General features: G+C 47.8%; 20 protein-coding genes. 3 read left to right on the plus strand and 17 right to left on the minus strand.

The window, feature by feature from the left end:
• Positions 1–9: 9 nt before the first annotated feature.
• The 4 genes from BCY86_RS08085 to BCY86_RS08100 are packed head-to-tail and all read right to left on the minus strand — an operon-like array spanning position 10 to position 7,584.
• Positions 10–2,559, minus strand: coding sequence for a S8 family serine peptidase (locus BCY86_RS08085; RefSeq protein WP_075277269.1), 2,550 nt, complete (start codon positions 2,557–2,559; stop codon positions 10–12).
• On the minus strand, positions 2,559–4,091 hold the full coding sequence (locus BCY86_RS08090) for an acyl-CoA carboxylase subunit beta (protein WP_075277666.1): 1,533 nt from the start codon (positions 4,089–4,091) through the stop codon (positions 2,559–2,561). Before BCY86_RS08090 ends, BCY86_RS08085 begins: the two co-directional genes overlap by 1 nt.
• Before the next feature lie 5 nt (positions 4,092–4,096).
• Positions 4,097–4,927, minus strand: coding sequence for an enoyl-CoA hydratase-related protein (locus tag BCY86_RS08095; protein WP_075277270.1), 831 nt, complete (start codon positions 4,925–4,927; stop codon positions 4,097–4,099).
• Positions 4,924–7,584 carry a M1 family aminopeptidase gene (locus BCY86_RS08100; RefSeq protein WP_075277271.1) on the minus strand — a complete coding sequence of 887 codons (2,661 nt, stop codon included), beginning with the start codon at positions 7,582–7,584 and terminating at the stop codon, positions 4,924–4,926. Before BCY86_RS08100 ends, BCY86_RS08095 begins: the two co-directional genes overlap by 4 nt.
• 406 nt (positions 7,585–7,990) lie before the next feature.
• On the opposite strand from BCY86_RS08100, the gene BCY86_RS08110 reads away from it, so the two are divergent.
• Positions 7,991–8,707 carry a YcbK family protein gene (locus BCY86_RS08110; protein WP_075277273.1) on the plus strand — a complete coding sequence of 239 codons (717 nt, stop codon included), beginning with the start codon at positions 7,991–7,993 and terminating at the stop codon, positions 8,705–8,707.
• Positions 8,708–8,772: 65 nt separating this feature from the next.
• Here BCY86_RS08110 and BCY86_RS10860 read toward each other — a convergent pair whose 3' ends face one another.
• From BCY86_RS10860 to fsa, 11 genes are all read right to left on the minus strand, one after another.
• A complete protein-coding gene (locus tag BCY86_RS10860; protein WP_216636015.1) occupies positions 8,773–8,910 on the minus strand; it encodes a 3-oxoacyl-[acyl-carrier-protein] synthase III C-terminal domain-containing protein in 138 nt (45 codons plus the stop codon).
• Positions 8,911–9,033: 123 nt separating this feature from the next.
• Positions 9,034–10,122, minus strand: a complete 1,089-nt coding sequence (locus BCY86_RS08120; protein WP_075277274.1) for a 3-oxoacyl-ACP synthase III family protein — start codon at positions 10,120–10,122, stop codon at positions 9,034–9,036.
• Between the two features lie 118 nt (positions 10,123–10,240).
• A complete protein-coding gene (locus BCY86_RS08125; RefSeq protein ID WP_075277275.1) occupies positions 10,241–10,465 on the minus strand; it encodes an acyl carrier protein in 225 nt (74 codons plus the stop codon).
• A 31-nt stretch (positions 10,466–10,496) separates the two neighbouring features.
• Positions 10,497–11,132, minus strand: coding sequence for an acetyltransferase (locus BCY86_RS10575; protein ID WP_075277276.1), 636 nt, complete (start codon positions 11,130–11,132; stop codon positions 10,497–10,499).
• Positions 11,133–11,557: 425 nt separating this feature from the next.
• Entirely contained in the window at positions 11,558–14,224 is a 2,667-nt protein-coding gene (locus tag BCY86_RS08140; RefSeq protein WP_075277278.1) for a hypothetical protein, read from the minus strand.
• Positions 14,225–14,323: 99 nt separating this feature from the next.
• On the minus strand, positions 14,324–15,259 hold the full coding sequence (locus tag BCY86_RS08145; RefSeq protein WP_245776226.1) for an RluA family pseudouridine synthase: 936 nt from the start codon (positions 15,257–15,259) through the stop codon (positions 14,324–14,326).
• Between the two features lie 252 nt (positions 15,260–15,511).
• Positions 15,512–15,853 (minus strand): hypothetical protein, encoded by a 342-nt coding sequence (locus BCY86_RS09395; protein ID WP_156865172.1) that lies wholly within the window; start codon positions 15,851–15,853, stop codon positions 15,512–15,514.
• Between the two features lie 62 nt (positions 15,854–15,915).
• Entirely contained in the window at positions 15,916–16,140 is a 225-nt protein-coding gene (locus BCY86_RS09400; protein ID WP_083604287.1) for a hypothetical protein, read from the minus strand.
• Between the two features lie 504 nt (positions 16,141–16,644).
• On the minus strand, positions 16,645–16,956 hold the full coding sequence (locus BCY86_RS08155; RefSeq protein WP_075277279.1) for an HU family DNA-binding protein: 312 nt from the start codon (positions 16,954–16,956) through the stop codon (positions 16,645–16,647).
• A gap of 271 nt (positions 16,957–17,227) precedes the next feature.
• The gene (gene ybeY / locus BCY86_RS08160) at positions 17,228–17,689 is read right to left on the minus strand and encodes an rRNA maturation RNase YbeY (RefSeq protein WP_075277280.1); all 462 of its coding nucleotides are present in this window, start codon (positions 17,687–17,689) and stop codon (positions 17,228–17,230) included.
• Complete coding sequence (fsa, locus tag BCY86_RS08165) at positions 17,686–18,342, minus strand: fructose-6-phosphate aldolase (RefSeq protein WP_075277281.1); 657 nt, start codon at positions 18,340–18,342, stop codon at positions 17,686–17,688. Before fsa ends, ybeY begins: the two co-directional genes overlap by 4 nt.
• A gap of 288 nt (positions 18,343–18,630) precedes the next feature.
• Between fsa and BCY86_RS08170 the strand changes: the two genes are divergently transcribed.
• Positions 18,631–20,061: an OmpA family protein gene (locus tag BCY86_RS08170; RefSeq protein ID WP_075277282.1), complete on the plus strand. Its 1,431-nt coding sequence runs from the start codon at positions 18,631–18,633 to the stop codon at positions 20,059–20,061.
• A gap of 11 nt (positions 20,062–20,072) precedes the next feature.
• Complete coding sequence (locus tag BCY86_RS08175) at positions 20,073–21,044, plus strand: hypothetical protein (RefSeq protein WP_075277283.1); 972 nt, start codon at positions 20,073–20,075, stop codon at positions 21,042–21,044.
• A gap of 25 nt (positions 21,045–21,069) precedes the next feature.
• On the opposite strand, the gene BCY86_RS08180 is transcribed toward BCY86_RS08175, so the two are convergent.
• Both BCY86_RS08180 and BCY86_RS08185 read right to left on the minus strand, forming a co-directional pair.
• Positions 21,070–22,422 carry a COG3014 family protein gene (locus tag BCY86_RS08180; RefSeq protein ID WP_075277284.1) on the minus strand — a complete coding sequence of 451 codons (1,353 nt, stop codon included), beginning with the start codon at positions 22,420–22,422 and terminating at the stop codon, positions 21,070–21,072.
• A gap of 14 nt (positions 22,423–22,436) precedes the next feature.
• Complete coding sequence (locus BCY86_RS08185) at positions 22,437–23,030, minus strand: CsgG/HfaB family protein (RefSeq protein WP_172824844.1); 594 nt, start codon at positions 23,028–23,030, stop codon at positions 22,437–22,439.
• Between the last annotated feature and the right edge of the window lie 17 nt (positions 23,031–23,047).

Genomic DNA, 23,047 nt, shown 5'->3' on the forward strand with positions numbered 1-23,047 from the left:
TGATTCCAGTCAGGAACGATTGCGCAAGGAAGAATGAGTACGACGGCATTGCCACCGCAAACACACACCTCCTACCCCCAATAGACCCACTATCAGCCAATCCAATCCATCTCCACTTTCTAAAGACCCCAATCCAACTGCACAACCCCCTTTTACAAGGGAAGGATATGTAGAACGCCAGGGATCGACAGCAACTGATATGGTCTTTGGCTCAACAATAGCTTCGCCATCAAAAAGAGCGTATACTGTTAAAGAAGAGCCTCCAAATCCAGCAGGGACTGTCACAGTAAATGAGAAAAGACCTGGTCCTCTCCGTTCGATAGGAGGATTAGGCTGTCTCTGGCCAGACAGAACTACAAAAGGTTCCAGACGGGCAAGATCAAATCCGTCAGCCTGATGTTGACCGTCTTCCGCCTGGAGACGCAGCAGTGCATAGATCGGCCGAGATCCATCCGCATGGATAAATTCAGAACTCAAAAAGAGCCAACTCGTAGAACGACTAGGAAGTGCAAGGGCAGGGTTTTGGATTTGTTCGAGAACTTGTAGAGAACCCATGACATCCAACTCACCGAGGCTCGATTGATCAGAAAAAGGGGCACTCCCTCGAAAATAGTGCGCACCCGCTTGAAGGATATCCCTGATTTTCCCCTGCGTGAGGTCTGGATATTGTTCAAAAAAAAGTGCAACTGCACCTGCGACCGCTGGGGATGACATCGAAGAGCCCATCGATAATGCATAATATGGATCCATTGGCCAACATGTTCCCCTCTCCCTTTTCTGGCCCTGACTAAAAGAGGAGGTGCACTCTTTCCTCAACATACTACTCGGCTCATCCAAAGTGGTTTGACTGCTCATCGCACCAATAATCACAGCACCAGGAGCAGCAATTTCCGGTTTTGGAACCCCTTGGACAGTAGGCCCAGCCCCTGAGAATACACAGATGTCTCCATCCATTGCAGGACTCCATTCACTTCCTACCGGAAGGAATCCACTCTTCGGATCAAATAGAGGTCTGACCAATTGATAGTGTGTCTGGTCAATCGCAGTCCACGGGGAACGGCTTATCGTACACCCTACTGCAATTAGATTGGGATGCGTGGCAGGAAGGGTCACTGTGCCCATTCGCACTCCTGTTTCAAAGGATGTCCACGAATCTTCATCAGCTTCATTCGATGCGAGATACAGATCAACAACCCCCCACCCTCGCAAGTTAACGAAATAAGAACCTGCAGGCCAAGGTCCTACCCAAGCAATCCTCGCATGCTTCAATGCGTTATGAGCGCTTGGCCCTCCATAGTTGGCCACTGCCGCACGGGAATTTTGCTCGAGCGTGAAATCCACTTGTCTGAGTTCTACAAAAGGTACTGAAAAGCCCGTTGGCATATCTAATCCAATAGCGATTTCAGCAGTCTGGTTGCTAGAAACCCAAATGTTGACACTTCCCTTCTTCGATCCTGTCGTATAGATAGGGACTCGCATCACATTCCCTTCTGAAACATATACGCTCTGGTGAGTTCCGCCCCTCACAGGCAACCCCATGTTGCCTGCAGCAACAACGATCGCTCGACCTGGTTTATCCTCTCCAACGTAACTTGCAAGCTCTTGCTCCCATAGAGAAGTCCCATCATGGGGTCCTATGGTGGATCCCATAGAAAGATTTACAACAATCGGTTGATGGAGCTCATTGGCCCGATCAAATAAAAAAGCCACCCCCTTGAGCAGATCTTGGACATCGATACCAGATACTAATTCAGAAACCCTAGCGACAATCAAGGTAGCCTCAGGAGCAACCCCCATATAACGCTTATCCTGATGAGCTCTCCCATTTCCTGCGGCAATAGAGGCCACATGGGTACCATGCCCCATCAAATCAACCGTAGACAAATCACCTTTATGAAGAGAGGCATTGATATCCGCCGCAGCCAAAACAGCTCCCTTGATAACCTGTCCATCCCCATCTTTAACACCGTATTTCTTCTCCAAGTCAGGATAGAGACCAAGAGGGGCTTGAGTGAGATCGAGAACCCATGCCACTCTTGTCTTCCCACTCTCATCAATAAAATCAGGATGTGAGAGATCAATTCCAGTATCTGCAACTCCGATCAAAACCCCTTTCCCTCTTAGGCCATACACTTGCCTAGCTTCTGCAGCCCTGATATATGTGCCAACCCGATCGAGGAGGAAATGAAGAGGAAATGAAAGCTCGATGCCACGCCCCCCGTAGAGACGGTCAAACACAAGCATATTGGCAGGGGTTGTCGTCAGGTGACCTATGCCAGGACTCAAAAATTCAACTCCTCTTTTTTCAAATTCTCTTCTGAGCTTTTTCCCCAATTCCCCTTTCTCTGGAAACTCAATTAATGCTGTAATTACTCCCCGTTCTGGATGAGTTGTAAATGGAGACAAAAGTTCTTGACCTTCAGGGGACAACAATCCTTTTTCAAACGCCGATAGAAGAGGTGTTTCATCAGGATGAGCTGAAGCCTGAGAGATCTTCAGGATCCCAAGAACAAGTAAAAAATTAACCAATCGAACGAGACATCGAGAAGTAAAATACATCAGAGAGGGGTGATCCTATGTTTTTTTAAAGGACGAGGCTCCTGCTTATTCGTGAGATAGGAGAATCTTGACACAATCTCCTTGCGCAAACAGTCTGCCGCAACGAGTGCATCTACAACCAGTTCTGAGGCGACGCGAAAGATATCAATATCCGCGCGGTATTGCTGCTGCAATTCGAAAACCAGCTGATCGCGTTCAGGCCCTGGTTGGATTTGACGGATCTGATGGTAGTAAACAGCATTGACAGCAGCTTGAGGTCCCATCACAGCAATGGAAGCTGTTGACAAAGCCAACACTACATCTGGCGCAAAAGCAGGTCCACCCATCGCATACAGACCTGCTCCATACGCTTTGCGCAGGATCACGCTGATTTTCGGCACAGTCGCTTCACTGACCGCCGCGATCATTTTGGCACCAGCCCGAATGATCCCCTGTTTTTCCACCTTGGTTCCGATCATAAAACCAGGAACATCGACTAAATAAAGCAAGGGGATATTGAATGCATCACACAGCTCGATGAAACGTGCTGCTTTGTTCGCTGACTCCACGAAGAGAACCCCCCCTAACCATTTCGATTGGTTAGCGACAATGCCTATGACTTGTCCATCCATCCTGGCAAATCCTGTGAGGAGCTCACGCGCATAGAGAGATTTGATCTCCAGCCACGAACCTTCATCGACCAGCGCTTCAATGACCTGTTGAACATCAAAAGGTTTCTGTTCATCGGAAGGAATAATCTCTGCTATCGGTCGGGCAGTGGGAGACGGGGGACGAGAAAAAACCCTAGGGGGGGACTGCTGCCAATGAGACGGCATGTAAGCGAGGTAGCGCTTGCAGAAGGCAATCGCCTCATCTTCTGTCGAGCAGAGCACGTCTCCGCATCCGGACACAGAACAATGCATCTGAGCACCTCCCATTTCCTCCAGAGTCACTTTCTCTCCAATCACGGACTCAGCCATCCGTGGAGATCCGAGATACATGCTTGCATTCCCTTTGACCATCCCCACCACATCACAAAAGGCTGGGATATAGGCTCCCCCTGCCGCGCTCGGCCCAAACAATAGACACACCTGAGGGACAACCCCGCTCATCTGGACTTGATTGTAGAAGATACGACCTGCACCGAGCCGTCCAGGGAACATTTCCAATTGATCGGGGATTCGCGCCCCTGCAGAATCCACCAAATAAATAAGAGGGACCTGGAGACGACAAGCTGTTTCCTGAATGCGAATTATCTTCTCTACTGTTTTCTTCCCCCACGAGCCAGCTTTCACAGTGGCATCGTTGGCCATGATCGCTACTGGCCTTCCGTCCACCTTGGCGACCCCTATGATTACCCCATCCGCAGGAAGTTCATAGGCATGACAATTGGCTAGTGCTCCATCCTCCACAAAGGAATCAGGATCGACCAGACGAGTGATCCTTTCGCGACAGAAAAGCTTCCCTGCTGCTTCATTCTTTTGATGATACCGAACGTCCCCTCCACGATGAATCCGCGAAAGCGTGTCCCTGAGCATGTGATCATCAGCCATCACTATCATTCTCCTCGAAAGGAAGGTTTGCGTCGCTCCTGAAAGGCCTGTAAAGCCTCCTTGCGATCCCAGGTGCTAAGCACTCTTGCATACTGTTCTCTCTCTTTGATGAGCCCTTCGGCGAGCCCAACCTCCGATGTCTGGTCAATCGCTCGCAAAGCTGCAGCCTGAGCCAAGGGAGCCCCCTGCATAATTGGTTCTATCCAATCCAATGTACCTTGGACGACGTCCTCCCCTTCTGGAAGAACATGATTGATCAGACCCCATGCACAGGCCTGAAATGCATCGATCCTGCTGCCCAACAAGATCATCTCTTTGGCCCTACCCTCTCCGATCAAACGGGGGAGCCGCTGAGTTCCTCCTGCACCCGGAATGATTCCAAGAGATATCTCAGGAAATCCAAATTGCGCGTGAGGCACAGCAACTCTGAGATCGCACAGGAGAGCGAGCTCTACCCCTCCTCCCAATGCAATCCCATTGATCGCTGCAATCACCGGTTTTGGGGAATGAGCAAGAGGTGAAAACCCTTTTTCATAGCACTCGAGCTGCTCTTGAACCTCTTGCTCTGTCATCTCTTGCCTCTCCTTGAGGTCCGCTCCCGCACAGAATGCTTTGTTACCCATCCCTGTCAAAACGATGGCACGGATAGCCGGATCCACAATTGCACGGCGAGCAGCGACCCCCAAACTCATCACCATGGCTCGGGACAAACTGTTCAGGCAGGACGGAGCATCCAACGTCAGAAGAGCAATTCCCCCCTGACAAGTCACCTTCAAAGAAGGGAGCGCAAGAAACTCCTCCCTTCTGTCTTGAGAGACACTATCCGAATAGTTCATCGATCCTCACCAGAAACATGCTGACCTACCTTGAGAACAGCAGGAGACGATCCTGCTTCAGCGAAGCGGGCTTCCAATTGAATAAGACGCGATTTCATGGCGGCATGCTCCATTTCCAATTTCTCTACCTGCTCCTGTAACTGTTGCACTGCCCCCTGCTGTTCTTGACCAAGCGCGCGAAGAGCCTCACGCATCGAGCGCTTAGCGCGCGCATCGGGTTCTCTCTCGAGGCGATCGCTTAACGCAGCCATCGCTTTCCGTTCCCCCATTCCTTTCAAGGCATGCGCAGCACCTCCCCTCACGGAAGGGCATCGATTTTCAAGCTGCTCTTCAATCACCTCTCGGACATGCTGTTCTACAGTCAATGCGGCTAACGCAGCCATTGCCGCATTTTTGATCTTACTGGAATAACTACCTTGGACTCTCTCCAAAAGAGGTTGAATCGCTTGTGGATCCCGCAATGCAGCAAGCCCCTGAATCGCACCTACGCTGATCACGTCCCCCCACGACGGACGCGCCAATGCCTGCACCAGATGCTCGAAAGCCCCTCGCTGTCTAGTTTTCCCCAACGACTGGAGCGCTGCTGCTTCAACAAGATAACTTGTGTCTTGCAACGCATAAGGCAGGATAGCCTGATATGCTTGTTCCGTCCGAAATTGGCCAAGAGCAGCCACAATCCCTCTACGCACTTTCGGGTGACCCGTTTTGACAGCTTGATGAAGGATGGCAAAAGAATTGAGAGTGCGAAACTTGGCAAGCGCATTTGCACATTCCACACGAACCCCCCAAAATTCTTCCTCTCTCGCTAAACAATCCGCAAGGGTGGCTAAGACCATACGATCTTCCCATGTACCCAGAGCAGTTGCAGCAATCCAACGACCCCTAGCAGAAGGGGCATGCTGCAATTGATTACAAAGCATATCGGACGGAATTCTGAGTTCAACCTCTGCAATGATGTCCATGTCAGGATCGACAACGACGAAAGAAGGCCGTTCAGGACAGGGTAAAACAAATTGCTCCATCGCCTGTGTTACCTCTATTTTTTTTCGAGAAGTATCTTTGGCAACAAACCCGATCTCGCAGATCAAAGGGAATCGAAATGGGAGGGCATGTGGCAGAGAAGAGGAAGGGGGGAAACTAGAGGGGGAAGAGGACGGAGACAATTGCTTCTGGCAGACGTTAAGGGTCAGAAAGCCATTGTTCCACTGCAGCTCCAGATGAAGTTGAGGATGACCTGCTCGATACACCCACTGATCAAAGAAGAAAGCGAGACTTCTACCGCTCACTTCTTCCAAATCGCGCATTAGATCCCGTGTTTCCACAAGATCATATGCATGCTTGGTGAGATAGAGATGGATTCCTTTCCAGAACTGCACAGGTCCAAGGTAGTTGCATAGAAGGTGTAGGACAAGCCCACCTTTTTCATACAGGTGACGATCGAAAAGATCGAGAGGGCTATCATATTCCTGACACACAAGAGGACGACGATAACGGCTTGCCGCTTCTTCTAAATAAGCGTCCAGATCGATCTTGAGCCCATAATCATACTCATCTTTCCCTTGATCGGCTGCACGCCACACATGCTCCATGTAGGTCGCAAAGCCCTCATTGAGCCACCCCTCCGGCCAATCTCGACAAGTAACATAGTTGCCGAACCACTGATGTGCCAACTCATGGGCGATCAGACTGTCCGAGGAAATATCTAGCGCAGCGCGGTCATCCACCAACACGTGCTCGTAGAGCGTAGTAGCAGACGTATTCTCCATCCCCCCAAATAAAAAGTCAGCAACGACGATCTGGGCGTACTGAGCCCATGGGTACTTGACCCCCGTGAGCTTCTCAAACAACTGGAGCATGCGATACGTATTTTTAAAGGTTCGCCATCCATCTTCTTCTTTTCCAAGAGGGACAAAATAAGACATCGGCAAGATCGCATCGGATTCTTTGAGCTCAGCATATTCACCCGCAACCAATGTAACAAGATAACTGGGGTGAGGGCGCTCCATCCTCCATCTGTACTTCCATCGACTCCCTTGATCAGAAGGGGTTTCCTTGAGGACAAGCTCCCCATTCGAAAGAGCAAACCAACCATGAGGAACAAGAACTGTCAGCTCGGTCTTCATTTTGACATGCGGTTTATCCACCGCAGGGAACCAATAACGAGCATCCTCTTCCTGACACTGAGTCCACACCTGTCTAGGACGATGCGGGAAATTGCTATCGGGTGCTAAGAAATAGAGTCCACGTCGAGGCACTGTGCGATAAGAGATCGTAATCGTGCATTCATTAACAGCGAGCGGGATGGAAATCACAAGGAGACGCCTGTCATATCGAAACAAAGCAGGTCGGCCTTCAACAGCAACTTGCTCCACCTCAAACTCCACAGCATCCAGCGCAATTTCGGTTGCTGCAGCATCGACACGCTGAATGTGCAATGCTGCAGTTCCTACAACGGCTCGCTCTTCTATTGCCAATACCAGTGTGAGCTTCAGGTGAGACACCAAAAAGGGGCGATCTCGTTCAAATTGCCGCAGCGTATGAGCAAAGGCAAACGAAGGGGGATTATCTCCACACGACTCTTTCCTAGAATCACCAGAATCATAAGAAGAAAGAAAGCCAGCACCACAGTGTGCATGAAGGCGAGAAAAAAAAGACATCGGCTATCCTTATGATGCGAACAAAATCAACAATATATCTTCGTGATACGCTCTAAAAATTCAGTTACACAAAAGCGATCTTTAAACAAGAGCACCATTGTTCACAAAGAAGTGGACAGAAATAGTTCATCTAGCTTAAATTTAATGAAATTTTTCTTCCCCTTGATTTACTTCTGTTCCACGCATGGCTCCCTTTCGTTTTTCTGTACATTGGCGAAGTATGCTTTGTGCCACTCTTGTAGTTGGCCTGTCTTCCCTGAGCAAAGCATTCGCAAAGAGTGCGCCTGCGGCACTGCTAAAGCAGGCTACAAGGGTTACTTCTCCTAAGCAAAATCCCACCCCCTCATCACAGAAAAGATCCAAAACAACTAGTCTTGCCCATTCTAAAAAGAGTACACATAAAGGCGTGATTCACGCGATGCGGGTCGCTACAGGTGAAGAGATGCGAATCAAGTTAGTCGGAAATGGAGGGAAAATAAAGCCCGACGTGCTCAAAGCGTTTGGTCATTTAATGCGTTCTTTCCCCAACCGCGTCCATGCAATCCATCCACGCTTGATTAGTCTGCTGACCCGCATATCCGACCGCTTTCACGGCCACAGGATTGAAATTATCAGCGGATTTCGCCCCTTTTCTCCAACTCAATACACTCCCCATTCGAAACACAATGCAGGACACGCGATCGACTTCCGAGTGGCAGGTATCCCCAATGAAATATTGCGAGACTATTGTAAAAGCTTTCACAATGTAGGAGTCGGGTACTATCCTAACAGTGTTTTTGTGCACTTGGATGTACGCCCGACATCCGCTTTTTGGATAGATTACTCGCACCCTGGAGAACCTCCCCGCTACCACCACACAGAGAAAGCGCCTAAATCAAATGAAACCGCAACCGACTTAGAGGAAGCGGGCTCCTTAGCAAATACCATCCCCCCTTCTCAGAATCCTCTGGACATCAATCATAAAATAGATTCACAAGCGGGCTTCGTTCCTATCCCTTCAGCGACCATGACCCTCCCTTCCCCTTCTCTCTCACCGTCCTCAAACAATAAATTGAACTTTAGGCCATCCTCTGCTTTTGCCCCAACCCACCTCACTTTAAACTTCTCTTCAGAGTATGAATAGCATCCCCCACCGCAATCCGTACTGCACAATTCCCGAAACACAAATGAATCTGCTCACCGAGCGCATCATCTCACCAATGTAGCACTCCACAAATACCCCACTCCAAACCCAACCAGCATTACTCGCATATCCTCCCACGACCTATTTTGTGATCTGCAAAGCGCAATTGGGATCGTAGAGGAAGCCGCAACCAAGCACCCCACAGATATGGGAATCTCAAAGCGCTACTCCAGAATACAAGCCACGGTAAGATAAAATAGCTATAATCCTAAATCCCACCGTCGTTAATAAAAGATGAAACGATCTTGAAGGGATAAAGCAAGCGGTCAAGCAGTATTTTCTTGTTTCGCAATGCTATTTACTTCTATGATTTCTGGAATTACGATTGGACCACACTCGAGCAAGCATGCACCCCAAGACCAACCTACTCCAAACCCAACGAGCATAAGGCGCATGGAATCTTCACAAAGACGTTTTCTCAGCGCATGAGTTATAGCAAGCGGAATCGATGCTGAACTTGTATTCCCGAATTGTTCCATTGCAATAACGTTCTTGCCTTCAGATAGCTTGAGCCTTTTCGATAAATAATTCAACGCAAACTGATTTGATTGATGCATTACAAACGCATCCACATCGTCCTTGGATAGTCCACTTATTTCAAGAAGTTCACAAACAAGAGGAGGCACCGTACGCTGCATAAATGAAAAGACCTCTGCACCATCCATAAATAGGTCTTCCTCACTTCGAAAATTTCTCTTATCGTACTTTCGTCTGATCGATGTTTCAGGAGAATGAGGTTTACGAAAACCCCCTGCTGGTATCATTAAATATTGCGCTCCACTACCATCAGTTCCTATCTTAAAGGTGATAGGCGATGCGACACTAACACGCTCGAGTCCAGTCGCTGTACCCGCATCACCAAACAGCATAGCTGTCGCGCGGTCTAAAGGAGACACTCCCCGAGACGAAGTGTCACCAGCAAGAACAAGAGCACGACCTCCAGCGCCGCTAGACAGCAAATGAGAAGCGAGCCATAAGCCATATACGTATCCAGAACAACCTAAATTCACATCAAACGCAGCACAGGCTCGTGATAGAGCCAAGCGCTGTTGAAGAATACAACTTGTAGCAGGTAATACGTAATCAGGCGATTGTGTCACCATAACGAGGATATCAACAGAATCTCGTTCCCAATTAAGCTCTTTAATAAGCCTATCTGCAGCTTCCCAACAAAGATCGGAAGCACATATATTCTCATTTTTAACAACACAACGTTTTTTTACCCCAATGTATTCAGCAATTCGAGCAGCATCCTCTCCAAAGATCGCCTCTGCTTCCCTCCAAGACACTTTATGAGAAGGCACTGCAGTAGCAATACCTCGAATTCCCACATTATTTACGTGGCTTACACTCATGCATCTTTTTTATTGATAAAATGTTTAAATTTTTACAAAATAACTTCTGCTTTAATCCAGATATTCATAAACTTAGAATAACCATCTTTATCCATATAACCACACTATGCTTTAAAACTTATTCAGAAACAGAAAGCAACTCCATTAAATCGCTCACAGATTTACATAAGCTAACTTCCCTCGCTCTCAACTGAACACCCAATTCATCATCACACATAGCAAGAAAGCGGACTACGCTAAGAGAATCCCAATTAATCTCATCTAGTCTCTCATCGCCAGAGAGATGTTGCTTATCCAAATTCAGAATTTTCTCAAGCACTTTAAGAAATTCTTCCTTTTTCACAATTCAATTCCTCTTCTTCATACTCACAGATTCAACATAATAATTTCGCCGGAGGAGAAAATACCGTCTGATTAGCTAGTACTGGTCGGACAACCACACTCCCTGCACCAACACGAGCAAAATCACCGATAGAAACACTCGGCAGCACAATAGCTCCCGCTCCCAAAAAAACACCTTTTCCTATTTTAACCCTCCCTAATACATTACAGTGAGCACTTACTGTAGTCCCACTGCCGATTGTCACATCATGCCCAATATGTGCATAAGAGTCAACATGAACCCAATCAGCAACTTCAGTATCGCAACCAATGCTTACAGCAAATCCAAAACAAGTTCCATACCCCAATTTAATGTTACCTGACAAGTTTTGCTGTTGAGGGTGACAAAAAGATATAAATTTTGCACCTTTACCTACAAGAGCTTCTACAACATTTAGCTTAGCTTTGGGTTCAGCAATAGCGAGTAAAAACTCATCCTCAGAAGTAACATGATATGTTGTTGGAGATCCAACTACTGAATGGGGATAATTATATGCTTCAAGTGCTTTAGGATTATCATCAATAAATCCGATAAAGGGCCATTTATATTGAAAATTAGGAACACGCTTTACCCAATCTAATAAAGTACGACCAAAGCCTCCTGCCCCCACAATAATCAGACGTTTCATTCTGGTTTACCTAACCTCATCTTTCCAAGGCATTAAACAGTCATAATTAACACTTTGAGAGGCTTCTCAACAAGGGGTCCTTCCTCCTCAGAAGTACTCAATAAACCAAGAACTCACAGGTAAGAATACTCCACTCTACTACCATAAAGCTTTAATCTTTTTTAACAAATCTGCCAATTAAAATCAACCGCCGCCTTATAAAAGGAAAGGCTACCATAAACTAGTAATTCCACTAATATTAAATTTACTTTTAAAAGTGATTCATTTTTCATATTCTTACAAATATAGATGAGGAAAAGTATCTTAAATGCGGGATCTGTCGATTCCATCTTCCAATAATTCAATTGAGACATTTTTACATCTGCGCTACACAGTCATATTCATCAATGGCCACCCTACAAGAATCATGCTTGAATTACATTTGATTACGGAGGAAGAGGAGAGGAAAAAGGAGATGCATGAAAGGCGTTGGGTAGCATGGTCGTGGCTATCATGTAGAGGGCTGACTCTGGATAGCGAATCAACGGGGGATGATTCGTCCCTGTCCGATGCAAAAAACCCTCTGCTGAGCCACCTCGATTAAACAAGACAGCATGAGAACATCCTGCGCGCGCTAGAATTTTAGCCAGAGCCGATGGAGCTACTGAGCCTCGCGCAATCAGGACTTGGCCCTTTTCCGTTAATCCCAGCGCGGTCCGTTGGACTTGTTGAATTGGGTTACTTCCGTGTAGCTCAGAAATTATCGGATTACCTCCATCCACAAGTAATGGAAGCTCAATTGCATCCGTACCAGGGAGAAGTTGAAAACCTTCTTCAGAGGGATGAATAGCAAGCTTCCCATCCGTATCCGCAACGAGAAGAGCACGATGCATATCTGTCCTCGCCGCCTTATTCTGCAGGAAAGGAAGAAACTGCATTCCCCGAACAGCAATGCCATACATATCGCGATCTGTAGAAAATCCCATACCTACACTTGCCAAAATATGCGCCGAACTGTCCTCCCGGATAGGAGAAGGGCGAGAGACTCCTGTTTTGGGATCAGGCTCTTTCGAACCCAGCTGAAGACGGAAGCGAACGCGACCAGGAACTACTTGAAGAATTTCGACAGGGTCTTGGTCCCACAAGATACGGGCCGACCAGAGAGCTGGCAACCACGACGGAGAGGATTGAGTGCCTGGAGAAACTGACCAAAATGGTTCCTTGGCGTCCACAGGCGTGAGACCTGGAAGAGGAGGTGGGATGGGATCTCTCAGCAAAAGATAGAAAAAGTCTTTGGATGCATGCTCAATGTATCGATTAGCTGCAATGCCCATGAGAGGATTGAGCAGTGCGGTGCGATAACGGCGCCCTTTCAAGTCTTCAATGGCAGCGAACAGAAAACCTGTATTTTTCGGATTCATGTCGAGATGAATACCGTACACGCAGCCTGCCATTTTCATTCCTCGTCCTAAGGTCGTTGCACTCGCATCATCGCTCCAAGCATAAAGGAGATGGCCGCCCTCCGTCAATCCCACAGCAGAACGTTCTGTCTGGACTCCTGTCCCGGGCAACGTATATCCCCATAGCCCCCGTTTCGTCGGATTGACCTCAAAATGATCAACAAGAGGATCAAGATTCTGCCGCAGCGAGACAATTTGGCTTGGGTCAATTCCAGCAAACCCATTCAACGTCTCGACAGGACCCCACGTTCCCATAGCAACCCGCTTGTCCGATAAAACGGCGACTGTGGCCGCATTGGGTTGAGGGGGAAGGAGGATCCTGCGATGGACCATCATCCCGTAGTAACCATGTTCACTCTTAAATGCCCCATTAAATGCAGCGAGTACCCGTCTAGAAATAGCAGGATCTCTTGGAATACGTCCCAAACCAAAAGGACCCAAAGAAGGTTTGGGGTCTTCGGAGCCACCCTCCATCTCCAGTTCTAATTGACGCATGTCCATAACGACCAGGAAAACTTTAACGTAAGATCGCTGTTTATCAGGACGGACAAACGTCTGAAAAAATGGAGGGGGGGCCTTTATATCTCCAATCGACAGGGAGCGGATCCACGGAATAGGAGGAACTTTCCATCGGCCTTCATCGGGTTCAGGGGATGACCAAACGCTTTCAATGGGAGGCGGTGGCCATCCTTTTCCCTCAGCATCTGAGAGTTCAGGATGCAGCGGAAAGGTGGAAGGTTTCTCTTCTTTTTCTGATGAGGCGAGTGAGGGCTCTCCTTTCCCCCACCAAAAGCAAAATCGGCGAAGCCAATCTCGCGCTCCAAAAAATCTTTCTTCGAGCCAGGCAATCGGCGCAGGACCGATCCAAGAAACAGATCGTACCGTATCAACAAGCCAATGGATCAACTGTTTCTGAACAGGTTCTGCTCGATCGATCTGCACACCCCGTCCTTCTGAAACAAACTCCCCTTTTTCCAAGTTAGCTACTTCCTGATGGAATCCGTCTTGCTCCATCCATTCTAGCCGGAGCTGAGAATCCTCAAGAAAAAGACCAATTTGCCGAGGGGGTTGTTCAAAGGATATCGTCAATTTCCCCATCCCTGCAGTACTCCCTGTACGTTGGTAGTTCGTTAAAGAACGTGCCCATCGATCTGTAAGCCCTTCTTCCAATCGTTGTGCATCCTCTCCAGCCCTATCAAATACCGTAACGCTCTGTACCTGATGATAGGCCAAGGTAGCAAAGGCCACCCACCTTCCCTTCAACACCAGTGCGTATTCATCCCCTAATTCTGTAGAAGTCAGGTTGTATATTCCAGCCACTCCAAGGAGCCGTCCATTAGGCCCTATTCGAACGCGAGCAGACCATACATCGCGCAGTCGATCCGATTCGCTTCCAAGGAAGAAAAGAGAGCGGCCATTCCAACAATCCCTGAAAAGTCCTTGAGAAGGGGCCCAGCGAATACTCGAAGCATGGACCTGCACATGACTCGCTTGCTCAAGAATACGCACAAGTCCCTGAACATTCTGGTCGGGCAATCTGCTAACAAACAGGAATACGAGCAACCCCAACAATCCACCCCCACAAAAGAGAGGCAGAAGAAGGGAATTTTTTTCTTGTGAAGTACTTTTTGGACGATACAAGGAAGTCATCATGTCATTGAAAGCAGCTACAATCCATCACAGCGACCGTTATCGTTCCACGGTAAATGATAGACTCAAAAAGAGCGAGAGAGAAAACAAACACATGTCTTTTCAAGAAACAAGTAAGGCCTCCATCTCAGGGGGGAGGGGAGAATTGACCTCCCATGGCTCAAAACCATCTTTTCCTTTAAAGAAAAGATAAGAAGCGTGCAGGGCATGGCGATTGAATCCATGGATCAATTCACCTCCATAGAGAGAGTCCCCTACGAGGGGATAGCCTATAGCCATAAAATGGACTCGAATCTGATGCCGCAATGCACAGTTCACCTGAGCCTCGACCAAAGCCCATCGATGGACACGTCTGACCACCCGATAGGTGGTGAGAGCAGGTCGATGAGCATATTTCACTTGGTCATACGAATGAACACAAGAGTGTATTTTTCTAGCATCCTTAGGGTGAGCAGCGATTGGAAATGCTATTTCTCCCGATTCAGGCAATCCATCTGAAGCACAGACCAGAAGATACCGTTTGCACAAATTCCCTGATCGAAGAGCATCAGAGAATACCTCGAACGCCTTCTGATGACGCGCCACCAGCACGAGTCCAGAGGTATAAGTGTCAAGGCGATGAAGGAGCCCTGGCTCCCGAGGAGAGTAACCAATCCCAGCGAGTTCAGGATAATGACCGACCAGCGCATTGGCAAGGGTCCCAACCTCCAATGAACGGAGTGGAGCGGTAGGCTGGCCAGCCGGTTTGTCAGCGATGAGCGCGGCATCCGAAACCAACCGCAAGGTGAGAGATGCCTCCGGACAGGGGAGCGCAGGAGCTATCGTATACTTCTCCATGTTTTCAAGGGCAATGACTTCCCCTGTGGATACACACCACCCTTTAGCCCGTCGCACACCATTGACACTCACCATTCCTTCCTGCACAGCGCGCTTAACACAAGCGCGCGACATTCCATGCGTCAGCCGGACAACTGCTTTATCAAGCCGCATTCTATCAAGAGTGGAGGGTACCACAAACTCAATCTTTTCTCCACTCATCGAATTCCTTCTATACCCTCAATCAACATACGCTAAGCACCATTTCATTCAGAGCCATTCTCCATCAAATTCAATCACACCATCGACAGGACTCAACGAATCTCTATCCTGGCCAACACAGCATGCAAAGTACAACCCTTCAGGGAAAGGGGCAGGAACAGAGAATGATTAACCCCCTGAGAATGACGTTCCCAAATAAGAATGCAGCAACGCGTGCGCGCGGCCCCTACTGCAATAGCCCGAGCGAGCAAACTAGCACCGAACGCAGCCGAGCATGAACAAAACAGCAGAACCCCCCACGGACGCGCAGCGCAGCATCCAAGTTCCGCCAGTTTTGCGTAAACTTTGAACACACACACAAGCAGCTTTAGAAGGAACAAGACGAGATGGATCGAGTACCACGATGTCGCATCCACCTCCCTGTCCTGACCCTTGAAGAGCCTTGCTAGCGTCCTTCCTTTCACAATGGATGCCGGTATGCAAGCCATTTGCTCGAGCGCACTCCGCTCCCACTTCAAGAGTAAATACATTCGCATCTATAGCACGCACTTCCCTAGCTCCACCTCGAGCTGCAGTCATTGCGAAAGAACCCACAAAACTGTATACATCAAGCACCCGCTGACCACACCGTATCCAATACGGACGCGTAAAGAACGTTAGTCGAAATAGAAGCCTGTCTTCCGACTAAGTTCCATAGGAATCCGGTAGACAAAATCTCGTTCACGGAAGGTCAAATCAGACACATCAACCCCACACGGATTCCCACAGACGTAGAAAAACCTTCTGTTTTTACCAACTTCGAGGGGATTCAATCGATAATAGGCTGAGGATGAAGCAGATCCTCCTATGCCGCTAGAAGAAAGCCCCTTCCGCTGCTCCATCCTATCGTCAACAATTGAATAACCACTGTTTTGTCAAAACAATCGACGATAACTCCCGGCAATTCACTCTCCCTGTGCATGAACAAGACGGTAGCCAGCAGCCTCTTGACTTGGTAGGTCCAAGGAAGAACACCAGTGGAGTACACGCTAGAGTTGGCTTCGGAAAAAAAACCATCTAACTTGGCTGCAGGGTCGCGAGTTAGAATACACACAGCAATAGCGGAGGCAGGTAAGTAAAAACCTCAACCCAAGAAATTACCTCGAGGGTCAAGAATTTCCACTTTGCCCCCTGCTGTCGCTTCTCCTCCCACACGTTCAATGGCTTGCAAGTAAACCTAAGGATGAACAACCCACACTGATTGAACATACCCAGACTTAAGATAAACCGACGGCATTAATACACCTTTCACACATGATTGTAAGCCAGCTGACTGTTCCTCCTCTTACTATCACAGAGATGAAGTTGCAATCCGGAGGTTTACCCTCATCAAAAACACACTAAAACTACTGAACAAGATCCTTAAGACTCTTGAGAGCAGTCACCCGTATCTTCTTAGAAGACGGCTTTCCTTTGATCACAATGGGTTGCTTGGTAAAAGGATTAATTCCAGGACGGTCTTTAGTTGCCGGCTTTTTGACAGCTTTCAATTTAAGGAGACCAGGAATAATAAACTCACCCGGACCTCGATTTCCTAACTGCTTTTTGATGAGCTCTGTAAGTCCATCAAAAACACGAATCACATTTTTCTTCTCCAATTCTGCAAATGCGGAAATCTCAGAAATCACTTGGGCCTTGGTCATTCTTTTCCCAGACATCTACGTTTCCTCCTATTGTCTATTTTCCAGTTCATTGTTGATGCAACAACACAAAGCATGATTTTCTTATCAAAATGCTTGAAACAATCACCTTTCTAAAAAAATCGAAGAGCCAATCGTTCAATCCGTAACACTGGCCTCTTTCTATCTGCAAGGGAAAAACAAGGGAATTTTTCAATTTCTTCCATTTAACCCTTGCTGTGCGTAGACCTTTTTACTCCTCCTGAACTACCTGTATCTATTACACTGAGAGAAAAGCTCAGTCACCTCATTAATGAGTAAATGCAAGAGATCCCTCCTCTACCCCTGCTAGCAGACACAATCGGTCTGTTTCTGCCTTCATTTTACGGTCCTTCGCAGCTGTCTCATGATCCCAACCAAGAAGATGCAACAAGCCATGCGCCAGCAACACTGTGAGCTCATCCAAAAGAGAACGATTCGCAGCTACAGCCTGCACTTTTGCCGTTGCTACACTCATCACAATATCCCCTAACAAATGCTTTGCGAATGCACTTCCTTCCCCTTCCTGCATTGCAAAAGCAAGAACATTGGTAGGACGATCCTTACCCCGATAGATTCGATTAAGCACTCGAATATGTTCATCACTCGTTAAAAGAATAGACAATTCTGCCTCCCATAAAGCAAGGGCTTTCATCATGGTTTGTGCGCGACGTAGAATCTCTCTACGTCTCACCCCTTTCCATCTCCCTTCCACTGAGACCTGAACAATCATGCATGACTCTTCGCTTCCGACCCCTTTGCATCCGCAAGAAATTTCTCAAGACCAATATCAGTCAGAGGGTGCTTAAGCAGATGTTTGATTACAGAAAAAGGGAGCGTCGCACAGTGAACACCCATCATTGCAGCTTGTACAACATGAACAGGATGTCGAATGCTAGCAGCCAACACTTGGACCTGGAACCCATAACGAGCGTAGATCGTTACGATCTGTTTCAGGAGCTCCATACCTTCCCAAGCGATATCATCCACTCGACCAACAAAAGGAGAAATATACGTTGCACCTGCTTTAGCAGCCAAAAGCGCCTGAGCAGGGCTAAAACAAAGAGTCACGTTGGTTTTAATTCCTTCTTGCGTAAACGTGCGAACGGCTTTCAAGCCATCTTCGATTAAAGGAATTTTAACTACAACGTTCGGATGAAGGCGAGCCAGCGCTCGTCCTTCTGCAAGAATTTCTCCATATTGCGTTGCAATCACTTCAGCAGATACAGGACCTTTTAGAAATTGACAGATGTCATTCACCACACTCTCTATGTTTCGTCCTGTTTTAGCCAGCAGGCTTGGATTCGTTGTACACCCATCGATCACACCCATCGAGAAAGCTTCTCGAATCTCTCCAACATCTGCACTATCGATAAAAACTTTCATTTTTCTCTTCTCCAACAAACAGGTAAAGGTTTTCTTGAACAAACGCTTGAGGATAATTCACTTGCCATCCTGCACAGAACTACCCTTATGAGTTAGAAGAGAACAAACAATCGGTTAAATTCCCTTTTCTTTAATCATGAGCACAAGACCCATTTACATGGATGGTGTCATTTAAAATGTAACACCTATTACGAATAGCCCTGTAAGCTGCATAAGTAAACGATCCAAAAATACCGCTTAATTCTTGGAAAGTTAAGCGGAAGTATTGATTATAAGATGAGTCATCCAATGAGAATTAAGAGAAAAGAGAATCATAGTTGCCCTAGAGTAGGCAAAACTTCTCTTGCTGTTCTAATAAGCAATCTTCTCTGCCTTGGATTTGCAATCCTCTTATTTTTACCTTCGGAGAGCAAAGCAAAAGAACTTCAACTCCATCTCACAGGAGCAGGGGCACACGCACTAGGAAAACCTCAACAAAATGAATTCAACTTTGGAGGGGAAGGCTCCCTCCATCTTGGAATTTCCCTTGGCTCTATACTCGATTGCCAAATAGGAGCGACTGGACTCCTGCTCAGCCAGGGAGATCCCCCTGCAAATCCAAATTTTAACGCTCACAAACTAGGCACCTTGGTCAGTACAACAGGCGGTTTTCGGATCTACCCCTTCGGGGCCTGGTACACTGCAGGTCTCTGGCTAGATGCCAACGGAGGAGTCGGCTTCACCGGCAACCGCACTCGCCCCGTAGTAGATACCCACCTAGGGTATGATTGGAGGCTTGGAAACGGGCGATGGGTCTTGGGTCCTTTCGCCGGATACACCCATATTTTCGAAACACAGGAGCTTCAGCCAGAAGATGCCCACATTGTTTGGGCGGGCTTGCATATCGGACTCGGACATCGCACGAATCCACCTCCTCTTCCCGATCGTGATCACGATGGTATTCCTAACCACATCGATGCCTGTCCAGACACACCTGGAATCACAACATTGAATCCAAAAACGAATGGATGTCCTGATGCAGATCGCGACGGGATCCCTGATCACCTAGACGCATGCCCTCACACTCCTGGAATTCCAACAGATGATCCAAACACCAATGGGTGTCCTGATACAGACCACGATGGGATCCCCGATCCAAAGGATATTTGCCCCTATACCCCCGGCATGCCAACCAACGATCCCAGAACCAACGGCTGCCCAGACACAGATGAGGACGGCATCCCAGATTACCTCGATGCTTGCCCCACCATTCCAGGGATTCAGACAGATGACCCCAAAACCAATGGATGTCCTGGCGCAGATGTTATCCGTGTAGAGGGGGATCGGATCACGCTCAGCAATGTGATTCTCTTTGATTTTGATAGCCCTCGCGTACGCCATGTAAGTTGGCCACTCGTTAAAAAATTAGCCGACTTTCTCAACTCGACTCCAGACATCGTGGAGCTGGATATTGATGGGCACGCCGATCAGATCGGCACATCTGAATACAATTTACGGCTATCCAAAACACGCGCAGAAAGCGTAAAGAGTCTCCTCGTTCGCTTTGGAGTTGATCCAGGTCGCCTGACAACCTTAGGCCTAGGAAAGTTGCGCCCGCGTAAAAAAGGTCTTTCTGAGTCTGAACGGCGCGTCAATAGACGGGTAGAGTTTACAATTACCCGCGCACGCGCCACCAATCCAAATCCGACTCGTTCGCCGTCCCCTTCCTTTTCTCAGTAGGACAATCAACCATGAGCTTTTTATTTCCCCAGCAATCCCTCATACGAATCAATCGAACAGGCCTTGTTTACCTTTCGATCTTCATCAGTACGCTGCTTTTACTCCCTGGATGCGACGAAGTGAATGCGCTTGTAGGAGCATCATGCAAACCAGGCCTGATCGCAGCAGGGAATCAGTGTGTTTCTCCCAATGACCCCGGATCACCCGACGAACATCCCTGTGGTAACACCAAAAACGATCCTTTCAATTGCGGTTCTTGCGGCAACGTATGCCGCTCTGGCATCTGCATTGAGGGACAATGCCAAGATAAACAACCGGGCCATGTGGCTCTCCTTGGACACGATTACGACAAAGCGAGCTTAAGCCCTTCACAAGTGCAAATCCTGATCAACGCCGTCAATCTAGGGAAGTCTCGGACCATCAAAAAAATTATCAAAGTACTCGGATATGAAGCGTATGCCTCTACTCTGAGCTTAAAGGAAATCAAGCAACTGGTTGGATTCACCACTTCCACCAATTATGATTATCTGACTGTGGAAGAGAACGACATCGATCAGGAGATCAAAGACAAGAATCCAGACGTAGTCCTCATCTACGATCAGACTCAATCTCCACCTGGAGAACTCGCAAACCTAGGGAAACAGTGGCAATCTGCCCTCCAGAATTTCCTACTTCATGGAGGTGTAATTGTAGTCTTAGATGGAGGGGCAGGGACTGGAGAAATGCATTTGTTTGTTACTGAAGCAGATTTAATTCCCATTAAAGCTAAGACATCGCTCTCCCCGAACACCAATTTTGCAGTAATTGCACCGGGCGATATGTTGAGTAGGGATATGACTCGAACTTATTCTTCTCTCAACTCGCGTTCTGCGAGTTTCACGCTCGAGAAAAAATCGCATGCCGACCAACTCGTCACCGTCGTAGAAGAACCGAAAGCACACCAGAGTGTAGTCATCCACCGTGTAGTTCCCCCCTCCCACTAATTTGGGCTCAAGCTGCAAAAACGCTTCAACGCAAAGAAGAAAGGGTAACCATCACCCATCCTCCTTGCGGGATATTGATCTGCTCTTTCCGCACAGCTCCACGCGCACTCAACTCTATCACATGCTGACCTGATGGCACACGAACGCGAGAGACAGCAACCCGAGCAGGAAGAACATCCCAGCTGCGCGTATCCGGAGTATCCATCACAGTTAATCCCCCTCGCACAACAAGCGAAGAAAGCACTCCATAAATGCTATCCTTGCCAACAAGATATCGAGCTCCCTCCCCAGCGATATAACGCGCGAGAAGGCGAGTAATTGCACTCGCAATAATCTTCCCTTCTATCTTCTTCCAAGCTGCCTGAACTTCCACGGAAAGATTCACCGCTTCCTCCAACAACTGGAGCTTTCCGTCAAGGAGGCATTGAGGTGTTTCGATCCAGGGGGGTTCAGGAGCGAGAGAAGGATAATTGATCCACGTGATAAACCCCTGCGCTGCAAGCCGATCCGCAGCCTCAATATCTCGAGAATCAAGAAACGAAGAGGCAAAGTTAAGCGCCTGTCCTATCGGAACCCGGTTCGAAATCTTATTTGGAACTCTCCCATAACCCACAAGAATGATCACTTCCCCTTGAAAAGAATCCCGAGCAGAAGTAGAAGAGGGGAGATTCTCTCCCAGATTTCTGAGATTCTCAGGTATATACCCCACCCCTTTTTGAAGCAATCCAACAATCGATTGCCGAAGTGTAGCGTATTCTCCCTGCTCCCAAGCCTCCGCATAGTAACGAAGTGCTTCATCGGCTTCACCGCTTTTTTCAAAGATAAGACCCGCTAAAAACCCTGCAAGACGAATTACTCCTTCCCCTTCTCGATAGGGCTTATCATCCAAGTAACAGCGAATCACATTAAAACGACGCGCTTCCACGCGAGCCCCTTGGAGATCTCCCAAGGCAAGATAATTGATCATATTGATCGTATTAATTAGCAGCTTTTCATAAGCAGGAGCTTTGTAACGCCCTGATGAATCCGAAAAGATATGCTTCCCCACTTCATCCAATGCGCCACGAGACATATCCAGCAAATCGATCGCTTTGTCTGCTGTTTCCAGATCTCGCTTACTTTCTTTAAAATGGCAGAGCGCCTGCTGGACAGTCCCTCGGTCTAAGACAAGAAGCGCATTATCCCCTTCCAGCTTCTCGGGGAAGTCCTGATCTCGTTCTACCCCTAACGCTTCGTTGGCTTTCTGAAGTGCGACTTGAGGTCGATTCTGATCTAGAGCCATACGGATACCTTGGGAACGCGCCTCATACCCTCTACAACCAAGCAAGAACACACTCACCCAAAAAAAAGCAGATTGTTTTTTCTTTACAAGACTCATCCTAAGAACAAGAACTATCGAATGGCCTTGGTCACATACGATTTATGTTGCCATTTGATGGCGCTTGTCTCGACCTCGATCACCTGCATAAAAAGGAAATATTGGACTCTTCTCATACTATCTGTGCGCTCATCCGAAGCTTGCACCTTCCCTGTAACGATGTATTGCGCTCCCAATTGACGACCATACTGTCCAATTTTATTTGGATTAAACGCAGCATTCGAAAACCCTTCCACTTCTTTAATCATCTGAAGCTGCCGCTCACGACTGATCACCATGACGGTATTGGATTCCACAAGCCAGGTTTCCGTTTCACTCAACACCGCCTGCAATTGCGAGTCGATATGCTCACTGGTTTCGTTTTGAAAGGGGAAAATCGCAACCCGAGCTTTTCCTTGATGTTCTCGCCAGAATTGCATCACCGGAGAATTCCCAAGGTGATTGAGACATTCATTAAGCATACGACCGATGTCATCCTTATCAAGGCCTGTACTCATCGCAGGTGCGTCAACAGAAGGATTGTTAGCTCCTCGGATATATTCTTTTCTACATCCCGCTATATTCAAAAGAAGAGAAAGTGACACAACCCCACAGGATAGTTTTCGCATGTTCATTGAGAGTACCT

Origin of the sequence: Pajaroellobacter abortibovis (assembly GCF_001931505.1) — a bacterium.
In the GTDB taxonomy this organism is placed as follows: Bacteria; Myxococcota_A; Polyangia; order Polyangiales; family Polyangiaceae; genus Pajaroellobacter; species Pajaroellobacter abortibovis.

Bases quoted from the DNA above. Each gene is read 5' to 3' on its own strand.
- BCY86_RS08145 (WP_245776226.1), bottom strand. From the start codon at position 15,259: ATGAGTGGAGAAAAGATTGAGTTTGTGGTACCCTCCACTCTTGATAGA.
- BCY86_RS08085 (WP_075277269.1), bottom strand. From the start codon at position 2,559: ATGTATTTTACTTCTCGATGTCTCGTTCGATTGGTTAATTTTTTACTT.
- fsa (WP_075277281.1), bottom strand. From the start codon at position 18,342: ATGAAAGTTTTTATCGATAGTGCAGATGTTGGAGAGATTCGAGAAGCT.
- ybeY (WP_075277280.1), bottom strand. From the start codon at position 17,689: ATGATTGTTCAGGTCTCAGTGGAAGGGAGATGGAAAGGGGTGAGACGT.
- BCY86_RS08170 (WP_075277282.1), top strand. From the start codon at position 18,631: ATGAGAATTAAGAGAAAAGAGAATCATAGTTGCCCTAGAGTAGGCAAA.
- BCY86_RS08100 (WP_075277271.1), bottom strand. From the start codon at position 7,584: ATGTCTTTTTTTTCTCGCCTTCATGCACACTGTGGTGCTGGCTTTCTT.
- BCY86_RS08095 (WP_075277270.1), bottom strand. From the start codon at position 4,927: ATGAACTATTCGGATAGTGTCTCTCAAGACAGAAGGGAGGAGTTTCTT.
- BCY86_RS08185 (WP_172824844.1), bottom strand. From the start codon at position 23,030: ATGCGAAAACTATCCTGTGGGGTTGTGTCACTTTCTCTTCTTTTGAAT.
- BCY86_RS08120 (WP_075277274.1), bottom strand. From the start codon at position 10,122: ATGAGTGTAAGCCACGTAAATAATGTGGGAATTCGAGGTATTGCTACT.
- BCY86_RS08180 (WP_075277284.1), bottom strand. From the start codon at position 22,422: ATGAGTCTTGTAAAGAAAAAACAATCTGCTTTTTTTTGGGTGAGTGTG.
- BCY86_RS10575 (WP_075277276.1), bottom strand. From the start codon at position 11,132: ATGAAACGTCTGATTATTGTGGGGGCAGGAGGCTTTGGTCGTACTTTA.
- BCY86_RS09400 (WP_083604287.1), bottom strand. From the start codon at position 16,140: ATGGAGCAGCGGAAGGGGCTTTCTTCTAGCGGCATAGGAGGATCTGCT.
- BCY86_RS08155 (WP_075277279.1), bottom strand. From the start codon at position 16,956: ATGTCTGGGAAAAGAATGACCAAGGCCCAAGTGATTTCTGAGATTTCC.
- BCY86_RS08140 (WP_075277278.1), bottom strand. From the start codon at position 14,224: ATGATGACTTCCTTGTATCGTCCAAAAAGTACTTCACAAGAAAAAAAT.
- BCY86_RS08090 (WP_075277666.1), bottom strand. From the start codon at position 4,091: ATGGCTGATGATCACATGCTCAGGGACACGCTTTCGCGGATTCATCGT.
- BCY86_RS08175 (WP_075277283.1), top strand. From the start codon at position 20,073: ATGAGCTTTTTATTTCCCCAGCAATCCCTCATACGAATCAATCGAACA.